Source organism: Saccharopolyspora montiporae (assembly GCF_015209505.1).
GTDB lineage: Bacteria > Actinomycetota > Actinomycetes > Mycobacteriales > Pseudonocardiaceae > Saccharopolyspora > Saccharopolyspora montiporae.
Genome location: NZ_JADEYC010000015.1, coordinates 34,728 through 46,406 on the forward strand (window position 1 = coordinate 34,728; position 11,679 = coordinate 46,406).

Annotated in this window: 9 protein-coding genes and 1 tRNA gene; 7 read left to right on the forward strand and 3 right to left on the reverse strand. The window is 69.1% G+C overall.

All coding sequences use genetic code 11. The features are described 5' to 3' along the window. The first annotated feature begins 39 nt into the window (after positions 1–39). A complete protein-coding gene (locus tag IQ251_RS09605) occupies positions 40–1,374 on the forward strand; it encodes a glycosyltransferase family 87 protein (RefSeq protein WP_193928334.1) in 1,335 nt (444 codons plus the stop codon). A 64-nt stretch (positions 1,375–1,438) separates the two neighbouring features. On the opposite strand, the gene IQ251_RS09610 is transcribed toward IQ251_RS09605, so the two are convergent. Then, positions 1,439–3,283, reverse strand: coding sequence for an acyl-CoA dehydrogenase (locus IQ251_RS09610; RefSeq protein ID WP_193928151.1), 1,845 nt, complete (start codon positions 3,281–3,283; stop codon positions 1,439–1,441). 242 nt (positions 3,284–3,525) lie between these two features. Between IQ251_RS09610 and IQ251_RS09615 the strand changes: the two genes are divergently transcribed. From IQ251_RS09615 to IQ251_RS09635, 5 genes are all read left to right on the forward strand, one after another. Continuing rightward, positions 3,526–4,488, forward strand: coding sequence for an ATP-binding cassette domain-containing protein (locus IQ251_RS09615; RefSeq protein WP_193928152.1), 963 nt, complete (start codon positions 3,526–3,528; stop codon positions 4,486–4,488). Then, positions 4,485–5,285, forward strand: coding sequence for an ABC transporter permease (locus IQ251_RS09620; protein WP_193928153.1), 801 nt, complete (start codon positions 4,485–4,487; stop codon positions 5,283–5,285). The genes IQ251_RS09615 and IQ251_RS09620 overlap by 4 nt, the downstream gene beginning before the upstream one ends. A 60-nt stretch (positions 5,286–5,345) precedes the next feature. Further along, a complete protein-coding gene (locus tag IQ251_RS09625) occupies positions 5,346–6,089 on the forward strand; it encodes a MerR family transcriptional regulator (protein WP_193928154.1) in 744 nt (247 codons plus the stop codon). 130 nt (positions 6,090–6,219) lie between these two features. Next, positions 6,220–7,113 carry an esterase/lipase family protein gene (locus IQ251_RS09630; RefSeq protein ID WP_193928155.1) on the forward strand — a complete coding sequence of 298 codons (894 nt, stop codon included), beginning with the start codon at positions 6,220–6,222 and terminating at the stop codon, positions 7,111–7,113. Between the two features lie 510 nt (positions 7,114–7,623). Beyond that, complete coding sequence (locus IQ251_RS09635; RefSeq protein ID WP_193928156.1) at positions 7,624–8,181, forward strand: sugar O-acetyltransferase; 558 nt, start codon at positions 7,624–7,626, stop codon at positions 8,179–8,181. A 323-nt stretch (positions 8,182–8,504) separates the two neighbouring features. On the opposite strand, the gene IQ251_RS09640 is transcribed toward IQ251_RS09635, so the two are convergent. Further along, positions 8,505–8,578, reverse strand: a tRNA-Gly gene (locus IQ251_RS09640). A gap of 79 nt (positions 8,579–8,657) precedes the next feature. On the opposite strand from IQ251_RS09640, the gene dcd reads away from it, so the two are divergent. Next, complete coding sequence (dcd, locus tag IQ251_RS09645) at positions 8,658–9,239, forward strand: dCTP deaminase (protein WP_193928157.1); 582 nt, start codon at positions 8,658–8,660, stop codon at positions 9,237–9,239. Between the two features lie 53 nt (positions 9,240–9,292). Here the strand turns inward: dcd and IQ251_RS09650 are convergent, their stop codons facing one another. Then, entirely contained in the window at positions 9,293–11,527 is a 2,235-nt protein-coding gene (locus IQ251_RS09650) for a (Fe-S)-binding protein (RefSeq protein ID WP_193928158.1), read from the reverse strand. Positions 11,528–11,679: the final 152 nt, after the last annotated feature.

Genomic DNA, 11,679 nt, shown 5'->3' on the forward strand with positions numbered 1-11,679 from the left:
CCGCGGCGGTCGACGATCTCCGGCCTGGTCGCGGTGGGCATGCTCAGCGCGCTGACGCTGGCGGCCGGCTACGCGAACAAGGCCCGGTGCACCGGCCCGGACTTCGACGCGTCGGGCCGTTCGCAGCCGGACTACCAGGAGCGCTCCTACGGCGACGCGTGCTACTCGGACATCCAGAACCTGTGGCTGGGCCGGGACATCGACCAGCACGTGTTCCCGTACGTGCACGGCGGGATCACGCCGGACGGCACGCTGTTCGGCGGGGTCGTCGAGTACCCGGTGCTGTCCGGGCTGCTGATGTGGCTGGGTGCGCTGTTCGCGGACACCGACGCGGGATTCCTCGCCGCGTCGGCGCTGATCATGGCGCCGTTCGGTATCGCGACCGGCTACTGGCTGGGCAGCCTCACCGGGGGCCGGGCGTTGCTGTGGGCGCTGGGTCCGCCGGTGGTGCTCTACGCGTTCCACAACTGGGAGCTGCCGGTGGTGGCCTGCGCGGTGGGCGCGGTGTTCCTGGTGCACCGGTGGCGATCGGCCCCGTTGCGCACCCGGGCGGTGGCGGCGGCGGTCGTGCTCGGCCTGGGCTTCGCGTTCAAGCTCTACCCGGCGATCTTCGCGCTGCCGCTGGCGCTGTACGTGCTTTCCGGCGGCCCGGGCGGTGCCGAGCTGCCCGCGGGCAAGCGCTACGACGTGCGCGGAGCCCTGGCGGTGGCCGGTGCGGCCGCGGGCACGGCGGTGCTGGCGAACCTGCCGTTCGCGCTGCTCGGGCCGCAGGGCTGGTGGGCCTCGTTCGACTTCCAGTCGCGCAGGCAGGTGGACATCAGCACCAACTCGGTCTGGTACTGGGGATTCCGCGACTGGACCGACTCCGACGGATTCCAGTCCACGATGGACGTGGTCTCCCCGCTGCTGGTGCTGCTGTCGTTCGCGGTGGCCTGCCTGCTCGGCTGGCGGCGGCTGCAGCGCACCGGAACGTTCCCGTGGATCCAGGTCAGCGCGGCGATGCTGTGCGGGTTCCTGCTGCTGCACAAGGTGCACTCGCCGCAGTTCGCGCTCTGGCTGCTGCCGTTCTTCGCGCTGGTCTCGGTGCCGTGGGGGTGGGTCGCGGCCTACCTGCTGGCCGACGCGGCGATGGGCATCGGGATCTTCCGCTGGTTCTACTTGAACATGACCGGCGAGGCGAACGGCATCCACGACGGGTTCACCGCCCAGGCGCTGATGATCGGCGTGTGGGGCCGGGCGGCGCTGCTGGCCGGGCTGTTCCTCGCGTTCCTCAACGCCCGCAGTGCGGTCGACCCCCCGTCGGACGACTCGCCATCGGACGACTCGCGGCGCCCGGACCCGGTTCCGACGGAGCGGCAGACCGGACTCCGCTGATCCCGCGCACGACGAAGCCCCGGCCCGCCGGGTGGCGGACCGGGGCTTCGCAGGGCGCGGCCGATCAGAAGGCGGCTTCGTCGACCTCCATCAGCGAGTTGTCCGCGGCCTCGATGATCTTGCGGCGAGCGGTGAGCTCGGGCAGCACGTTCTTGGCGAAGAAGCGGACCACCGCGACCTTGCCCTGGTAGAACGGCTGGTCCTTGGCGGAGGCGCCCGCGTCCAGCGCGGTGAGCGCCACCTCGGCCTGGCGCAGCAGCAGCCAGCCGACCAGCACGTCACCCATGCTCATCAGCAGCGAAACCGCGTGCTGGCCGACCTTGTAGACGTTGGACACGTCCTCCTGCGCCGAGGTCAGGTGCTCGATGAGCGTGCCGAGCATGCCCTGCGCGTCCTGCAGCGCGCGGCCGACGAGCTCGCGCTCCTCCTTGAGCCGGTCGTCGGCGTCGGCGGCCTCCAGCGTCTGCTGGATCTGCCCGGCCACCTCGCCGAGCGCGGCGCCGTTGTTCTTCACGATCTTGCGGAAGAAGAAGTCCTGCGCCTGGATCGCGGTGGTGCCCTCGTACAGGCTGTCGATCTTGGCGTCCCGGATGTACTGCTCGATCGGGTAGTCCTGCAGGTACCCGGAGCCGCCGAGCGTCTGCAGCGACAGGGTCAGCATCTCGTAGGCGCGCTCGGAGCCGACGCCCTTGACGATCGGCAGCAGCAGGTCGTTGATCTGCTCCGCGGTGGTGACGTCCGAACCGGCGGCCTTGCCCTGCGCGATCGCGTCCTGGTACTGCGCGGTGTAGAGGTACACGGAGCGCAGCCCCTCGGCGTAGGCCTTCTGCAGCATCAGGATGCGCCGCACGTCGGGGTGGTTGGTGGTGGTCACCCGCGGCGCGGTCTTGTCGGTGGTCCGGGTCAGGTCGGCGCCCTGCACGCGCTCCTTGGCGTACTCCAGCGCGTTGCGGTAGCCGGTGGACAGCGTGCCGATGGCCTTGGTGCCGACCATCATCCGCGCGTACTCGATGACCTGGAACATCTGCGCGATGCCGTCGTGCACCTCGCCGAGCAGCCAGCCCTTGGCCGGGACGTCGTGCTGGCCGAAGGTCAGCTCGCAGGTGGACGAGGCGTTGAGCCCCATCTTGTGCTCGACGTTGGTGACGTAGGCGCCGTTGCGCTCACCGGACTCGCCGGTCTTGGTGTCGAAGTGGAACTTGGGCACCAGGAACAGGCTCAGGCCCTTGGTGCCGGGCTTGGACTCGATGCCGGGGCCTTCGGGGCGGGCCAGCACCAGGTGCATGATGTTCTCGGTCATGTCCTGGTCGGCGGAGGTGATGAACCGCTTCACGCCGTCCAGGTGCCAGCTGCCGTCGTCCTGCAGCCGCGCCTTGGTGCGCCCGGCGCCGACGTCGGATCCGGCGTCCGGCTCGGTCAGCACCATGGTGGCGCCCCAGCCGCGCTCGATCATCAGCTCGGCCCAGTGCTGCTGCTCCTCGGTGCCGTTGCGCCACAGGATGGTGGCGAAGCTGGGGCCGGCCATGTACATGAACACCGCCGGGTTCGCGCCGAGCATGAGCTCTGCGGCCGACCACTGCACCGACGGCGGGATGCCGTAGCCGCCGAGCTCGTCCGGCAGGCCCAGCCGCCACCACTCGCCGTCGACGACCTGCTGGTAGGACTTCTTGAACGCCTCCGGCAGGGTGACCGAGTTGGTCGCCGGGTCGAAGTGGGCCGGGGTGCGGTCGCCCTCTTCGAAGGACTCGGCCAGCGGGCCGGTGGCCAGCTCGTTCAGCTCGGTGAGCACCCCGCGCACGGTGTCTTCATCGGACTGCTCGAAAGCGCCCTTGCCCAGCCCGTCCTGCACGTTGAACAGCTCGAACAGGTTGAATTCGAGGTCTCGTACGTTGCTCTTGTAGTGGCCCATGGCCAGCTCCCTCGTGCGCGCTGCTGCGGGCGTGGCCCAGCTCCGGAACCCCAGCCCTTACCGGTCGGTAACAAGAAGGGTATTACTTGGCGGTAACTTCTGCCAAGGGAGCCCCGCGGAACGCGCCGCCGGGATGTCACCCGAATGGGCAGCGCCAGGTCGGGCGGGAAAATCGGCTGAGGACCGCGGCCCGTTCGACCTAGGGTCATCCGGTCCGGCCGTGCGACCCGGGGAGGCGTTGGATGGACACACCAGCCGTGCGAGCCGAAGGTCTGGTCAAGACCTTCGGCAAGCACCGCGCCCTGGACGGCGTCGACCTGCAGATCCCCGCGGGCGAAGTGCTCGGCCTGCTCGGGCCGAACGGTGCGGGCAAGACGACCGCCGTGCGGATCCTGACCACGCTGCTGCAGCCCGACTCCGGGCGGGCGCACGTGGCCGGGAACGACGTGTTCGCCGATCCGCAGGCGGTGCGCCGGTCCATCGGCCTGTCCGGGCAGTACGCAGCGGTGGACGAGAACCTCACCGGCCACGAGAACCTCTACATGGTGGGCAGGCTCTACGGGCTCTCCCGCAAGGCGGCCACCGCCCGGTCTCGCGACCTGCTGGACCGCTTCCGCCTGGTCGAGGCCGCCGACCGGCCGTCCAAGGGCTACTCGGGCGGGATGCGCCGCCGGCTGGACCTGGCCGGCGCGCTCGTCGCGGCCCCGCCGGTGGTCGTGCTCGACGAGCCCACCACCGGGCTGGACCCGCGCGGGCGGATGGACACCTGGGAGGTCATCGGCGAACTGGTGCAGGACGGGACGACGGTGCTGCTCACCACCCAGTACCTGGAAGAGGCCGACCAGCTCGCGGACACGATCGCGGTCATCGACCGCGGCGCGGTGATCGCCGAGGGCACCGCTGACCAGCTCAAGTCCCGGATCGGCGGGGAGCGCCTGGAACTCGTCGCGCACGATCCCGCCGACCTGCCCACCGTGGCCGACGTGCTCAGCGGGGTCGGCTCCGGCGAGCCCGAGGTGCAGCAGCAGCTGCACAAGGTCCTGGTGTCCGTGGAGACCGGGCCCAAGGCACTCATCGAGGCGCTGCGCAGGTTGGACGCCGCCGGGATCGCGGTGCACGACGTCGGCCTGCACCGCCCGACCCTGGACGACGTGTTCCTGCGGGTGACCGGGCGCCGCACCGAGACCGAGGAGGACCAGCCGTGACCGCGCTGACCGGGGCGGTGCGCGATAGCGGGGTGGTCGCGTGGCGCAACCTGATCAACATCAAGCGCAACCCCGACCTGCTGCTGTCCGGGACCGCGCAGCCGATCATGTTCGTGCTGCTGTTCGCCTACGTGTTCGGCGGCAGCCTCGGCGGCGAGGCGTACCGGGAGTTCCTGATCGGCGGGATCTTCGTGCAGACCGTCGCGTTCAACTCGTCGTTCACCGTCGTCGGGCTGGCCAACGACCTGCAGAAGGGCATCGTGGACCGGTTCCGCGCGCTGCCGATGTCCCGGATCGCGGTGCTGCTCGGGCGCACCAGCTCCGACCTGGCGGTCAGCGTGCTCACCGTGGTCATCATGTCGCTGTGCGGACTGCTGGTCGGCTGGCGCATCTCCTCCGGTCCGCTGGAGGCGTTGCTCGGTTTCGGCCTGCTGCTGCTGTTCTCGTTCGCCATGTCCTGGGTGGGTGCCTACGTCGGGCTGGTGGCGCGCAGCGTCGAGGTCGCGCAGAGCGCCGGGCTGCTGTGGCTGTTCCCGGTGACCTTCGTGTCCTCGGCGTTCGTCTCCGCGGAGAACATGCCGGGCCCGATGCGCGTGGTGGCCGAATGGAACCCGATCACCGCGACCGCCGACGCACTGCGCGAGCTGTTCGGCAACCCGGTGCGGGTCGGCATGCCGCCGCCGGATACCTGGGCAGCGCAGCACGCGGTGCTCTACTCGGCGGCGACGTCGTTGCTGGTCGTGGCGGTGTTCATGCCGTTGGCCGCGGCGCGCTACCGGCGGGTCGCCAGCCGCTGACCGCGGCTTGACCCTCACGTGGCGTGCGGCTGCAGGGTCGTGGTCGGGGAGGTGAGCCCGATGTACGCGGTGGGTCAGGTGGCGAAGCTGGCCGGGGTCACGGTGCGGACGCTGCACCACTACGACGAGATCGGCCTGCTGGTCCCGTCCGCGCGCACCTCGGCGGGATACCGCAGCTACGCGGAGTCCGATCTGGACCGGTTGCGGCGGATCCTGTTCTACCGCGAACTCGGGTTCGGCCTCGACGAGATCGCGGACATCCTGTCCGCGGGAACCGACGATGCGCACCTGCGCAGGCAGCGCGACCTGCTGACCGGGCGCATCGACCGCCTGGAGCGGATGCGCCGGGCGGTGGACCGGGAACTGGAGGCGAGGACGATGGGCATCGACCTCACGCAGCAGGAGAAGTTCGAGGTGTTCGGGGATTTCGACCCGGACGAGCACGCGGCCGAGACCGAGCGCCGCTGGGGCGGTAGCGACGCGTACCGCGAATCGCAGCGGCGGATGGCCCGCTACACCAAGCAGGACTGGCAGCGGTTCGTGGCGGAGCAGGACGTCATCCACCGCGAGCTGGCCGAGGCCAAGCGGTCCGGGATCGCACCGGACAGCCCGGAAGTGATGGATCTCGCCGAACGGCACCGGCAGCACATCACGCGCTGGTGCTACGAGTGCACGTCCGAGATCCACCGCGGGCTCGGCGAGATGTACGTGGCCGACGCGCGGTTCCGCAGCACCTACGAGCAGATCGAGCCCGGGCTGGCCGAGTACGTGTACGCGGCGATCGAAGCGAACGCCGCCCGGTAGCGGCGGATTCGTCCGGATCACCGGGTTTTCGGGTTCCGCCGCGCGAAATCTCGCCGTGCGGCGGAACCCGGACCGCGCGCCGCGCGTCGTAGGATCCGTGACGATCGAGCACGAGTCGAGGGGATTGTGCATGGTACTGGGGAAGGCGGTCCGGGCGGCTACCGCGCTGGCCATGGCCGCAGCGGTCGGATTCGGCGGATTGGCCGCCACCGCGCAGGATGCCGAAGCGGCGGACGGGAAATCGGACCCGCCGGTCTACTTCGTGCACGGCTACGGCAAGGAACACGCGAAGGACTGCGGGAAGACCTGGAAGAACGCGGTCAACCACTTCAAGGACGAGAAGTACGGCGGTTCGCTGAAGACGGTCGGCTACTACGACGGCGACACCAACTGCGATGTGACCATCGGGGGCGGCGACGCCGACACCGATACGCGGATCAAGAACATCGCCAAGGACTTCGCGAACTACCTCTACGACCACCACACGAAGAAGGGCGAGTCGGTGGACGTCGTCGCCCACTCGATGGGCGGACTGATCACCCGCGTCGCGCTGCTCGGGTCGGCGAAGGGCTGGGACGGGTTCCCGAAGAAGCTCAAGGTCGGCGATGTGGTCACGCTGGGCACTCCGCACCAGGGCGTGAAGTGCGACGGGAAGTGCAGCGGCAACACCCAGTGGAAGTCGATGGACCCGGACTCCGAGTTCATGGACACGCTGGACGCCCCGAAGAACCGGCTGGACGAGAAGTGGGCGCAGAGCACCGACTGGACGCTGGTGGGGTCCAACGACGACGAGACGGTCAGCGGTGACTCGGCCATCGACAAGGACCGGCACGCCGACCACAAGCTGCTGTACCGCAAGGGTGGGGACTACAAGGTCGACCACTCCGGTATCCGCAGCTTCTACAAGGGCAAGTACAACCTGAAGTACTGGCACGCCGACACCGGCAAGTCCAAGACCACCAAGAACGGGTGGTACCCGGTGAAGACCGCTCACCAGGCCATCGCCAAGAACGGCGACTGGTGATCGCAGGCCGGGTCGGGAGCACGCGCACCCGGCCCGGCCACGGCGTTCCCACGCCGGAATCCACAGTGGACTTGTCCGCCCAATCCCGGGAGAGCGGTGACCGTCGCCGGTGCGCGTTCGATGAACCGACCGGGTTGCGCAGGCGTGGACGAGTTGTCGTCGGGTGTTGCTGCCCGATGCAGCACGGCATCAACTGATCGGAGGCGTAGCCCGTCGAGCGCGGTTCGAGCCGGGACGTGCGCGGACCGTTCGGCATTGATGCGGCACAGCACCCGGTGCAGATCGACGCGCAGCAGCGCCGAGGGCGTGATCACCTCGGTGTCGTGCGCGGCCAGCCAGTGACCATGCTCGCCGGGCTGCACCCAGTTTCGTCTCCCGTTGCTCGGTGAGCGCATTCTGCAGCGAACTCGATGCGCGGCCGCGGGTGGTCGTGCGCGAAACGCGGTGCCGGCGCGGCGACGAAGCGGATCGTGCTTGCCGGTTGCCCCGCGTCTTGCGAGCGTGCACGGCATGGGTGAGCACAAGGAACGGATGCTGCGCGGCGAGCTGTATCGGGACAGCGATCCGGAGCTGATCGCCGAACGGCGGCGCTGCCAGGACCTGCTCGACCGGTTCAACGCGACGTCGGCCGATCAGCAGGACCTGCGCGGCGAGATCCTCGGCGAACTGCTGGGCGGTCTGGGCGAGGGATCGTGGATCATGCCCCGCTTGCAGTGCGATTACGGCTACCTGACCACGATCGGCGCGAACAGCTTCGTCAACTACGACGCGATCGTGCTGGACTGCGCCCCGGTCACCATCGGCGATGACGTGTCGATCGGCCCGCGTGCCCAGCTGCTCACCCCGCTGCACCCGATGACCGACCACGAGATGCGCCGCGACCGCTGGGAATCCGCCGCCCCGATCGCCATCGGCGACAACGTCTGGCTCGGCGGCGGCGTCATCGTGTGCCCCGGCGTCACCATCGGCGACGACGCGGTCATCGGTGCGGGCAGCGTGGTGACCCGTGACGTAGCTCCCCGCGTCTTCGCCGCGGGCAACCCCTGCCGCGAGATCCGCAGCCTCTGAGTCGAGCCCGGTGGCGATGAGCTGAAGCGGTGATGCGCACCGATCGCAACGGTGACGCGCGAACCCGGGGAGGCGGAGCTGCCCCGCTGGAACTCCGCCACGAGCGAAAACCTACCGGCAGCCGCGATATCCGCGCCCGGCGCGCAGCCGGGAGAGCCGGGGAAACCGCATCCCGCGCACGTCCGCTCTCGCGCGGCAGAAACAGATCGGGGCTCCGCCGGAGTACCGGCGAAGCCCCGTGCAGTGTTCGGAAAGACCCCGTGCAGTGCTCGGAAAGGCCCTGTGCAGTGCTCAGAAAGGCCCTGTGCGCTGCAAAAACTTCGTGGAGCGGATGACGGGGATCGAACCCGCGTTCTCAGCTTGGGAAGCTGATGTTCTGCCATTGAACTACATCCGCGCTGCCGCATCGCGGCGTGCACGAGCCTAGCACGGCGACCGTCGAAGATCGGAACGGGGGAGCCCGATACGCTGTCCCCGTGTTGCTGAGTGACCGGGACCTGCGCAAAGCGCTCGACGAAGGCCGGCTCGAACTGGACCCGTTCGACGCCACCATGATCCAGCCGTCGAGCATCGACGTCCGCCTGGACCGGTTCTTCCGCGTCTTCGACAACTCCCGCTACACGCACATCGATCCGGCGGAGCAGCAGGACGAGCTGACTTCGTTGGTGGAGAACCCGGACACGGACCCGTTCGTGCTGCATCCGGGCGAGTTCGTGCTCGGGTCCACCTTCGAGGGGGTGCGGCTGCCGGACGACCTCGCGGGTCGGCTGGAGGGCAAGTCCTCGCTGGGCCGGCTGGGGCTGCTCACGCATTCCACCGCCGGGTTCATCGACCCCGGTTTCACCGGGCACATCACGCTGGAGCTGTCCAACGTCGCGAACCTGCCGATCACGTTGTGGCCGGGCATGAAGATCGGGCAGCTGTGCCTGTTCCAGCTGTCCAGCCCGGCCGACTTCCCGTACGGGTCCAAGCAGGCCGGTTCGCGGTACCAGGGCCAGCGGGGGCCGACGCCGTCCCGCGCACACCTCAACTTCAGCCGGATCGATACCCGGCGCTGAACGCGCGGAGGGCGGGCCCCGCAGGACCCGCCCTCCGTCCGATCAGCCCGCCGTCAGGCGGTGGAGACCGCGTCGTCCGACTCCCCGGAACCGTCCGCGGACGGCCCGCCGCGCTTGACCGACTGCAGCAGCAGCTGCGCCACGTCGACCACCTCGACGTCCTCGGATGCCTGCCCGTCGGACTGCCTGCTCGTCAGGCCGTCGTTGAGCATCACGCGGCAGAACGGGCACCCGGTGGCGATCTTCGACGGCGCCGTGCCCAGCGCCTCGTCCACCCGCTCCACGTTGATCCGCTTGCCGGTGCGCTCCTCCATCCACATGCGGGCACCGCCGGCGCCGCAGCACATGGCCCGGTCCGCGTGCCGCGGCATCTCGGTGAAGTTCGCGCCGGAGGCGCCGACCAGCTCGCGCGGCGGCTCGTAGACCTTGTTGTGCCTGCCGATGTAGCACGGGTCGTGGTAGGTCACGTCCTCGGCCACCGGCGCCACCGGGGTCAGCCGCTTCTCGCGCACCAGCTTGTTCAGCAGCTGGGTGTGGTGCACCACCTCGTAGTCTCCGCCGAGCTGCGAGTACTCGTTGGCCAGGCTGTTGAAGCAGTGCGCGCAGGTGGCCACGATCTTGCGCTTGCCCGGCTCACGGCCCTCGAAGACCGAGTTGAGCACCTCGACGTTCTGCTGCGCCAGCATCTGGAACACGAACTCGTTGCCCGCGCGCCGCGCCGGGTCACCGGTGCAGCTCTCCTCCGGGCCGAGCACCTTGTACTTGACCCCGGCGATGTGCAGCAGCTCCGCGACCGCCCGGGTGGTCTTCTTCGCGCGGTCCTCGAACGCGCCGGCGCAGCCGACCCAGAACAGGTACTCGGTGTCCTCCTCGAGCTCCCCGTCGAACACCGGGACCTCGAAGTCCAGGTCCTCGGTCCAGGCCAGCCGGTCCTTGGCGTTCTGGCCCCACGGATTGCCCTTGTTCTCCAGGTTCTTGAACATCCCGCCCAGCTCGGTCGGGAAGTTCGACTCGATCATCACCTGGTAGCGGCGCATGTCCACGATGTGATCGACGTGCTCGATGTCCACCGGGCACTGCTCGACGCAGGCACCGCAGCTCGTGCAGGCCCACAGCACCTCGGGGTCGATGACGCCGGCCTCCTCCGGCGTGCCCACCAGCGGCCGCTCCGACTCGGCCAGCGCCAGCGCGTCGATCCCGGCGAGCTTCTCCTCGGCACCGTCACCGGTGATGCCGACCTCGTCGCCCATCATGTCCTTGCTGCCGCCGGCCATCAGGTACGGCGCCTTGGCGTAGGCGTGGTCGCGCAGCGAGGTGATCAGCAGCTTCGGCGACAGCGGCTTGGCGGTGTTCCACGCCGGGCACTGCGACTGGCACCGGCCGCACTCGGTGCAGGTGGTGAAGTCCAGCCAGCCCTTCCAGGAGAAGTCCTCCACCTTGCCGGCACCGAAGATGTCGGTGTCCGGGTCGGCCTCCTCGAAGTCCAGCTCCTTGCCGCCGCTCTTCATCGGCTGCAGCGCGCCCAGCGCGACCCCGCCGTCGTCCTCGCGCTTGAAGTAGATGTTGAAGAACGCGCTGAACCGGTGCCACGCGATGCCCATCGTCATGGTCCGGGAGATCACGAACAGCCAGATCGTGGCGCTCATCAGCTTGATGAACGCGAACACCGACACCAGGTCCGGACTGGCGGGCAGCAGCATGCCCAGCGGTTCGGAGGCGAACCCGGCCCACAGCGGGACCTCGTGCGTGCCGAGCGCGGCCTTGGCGGCGCGCACGCCGAGGATGCCCACGCCCTCGATCAGCACCACGGCCTCGATGAAGTAGGCCCACGCGAAGTTCGAACCGGCGAACCGGGAGACGCGGTCAGCGCGGCGCGGGTGGTTGACCTGCCGGACCACGATCAGCACCAGGATGCCGACGACCGTGCCGACACCCAGCAGCTCCATCAGGAAGCTGTAGATCGCCAGGTCGTGCAGGATCGGCCAGCCCCAGGTCGGGACGAAGACCTCGCCGTACGCCTCGAACAGGGCCAGCGAGCCGAGCAGGAAGCCCCACATGACCAGCCAGTGCCAGATCCCGACGTTGCGGAACTTGTTCATCCGCGTGTGCGCCGCGAACTCCTTGACCATGGTGGCCAGGCGGGCCAGCACGGGACCGTTGCGGGACCCGTCCGGCTGCCCGAGGCGGATGATCTGCACGAACTTGACGATCGTCGCGGCGAACATGCCCCACGCGACGACGCCGAGCACGACAGCGATCCCGCCGAGCGTGATCTGTACAGCGCCCATGACCGGGTGCCTTTCCTCCGGGTGTGGTGATGTGAGCAGCGTACGCGGTGTTACTGGTCGGTAACCAGGCGGGCCGCTGCTCGTGTTTCGGGAACAGAGGGTGATTCTGCGAGACCGCTGGACGAAAAACTAGTTGGGCGATCGTACAACTT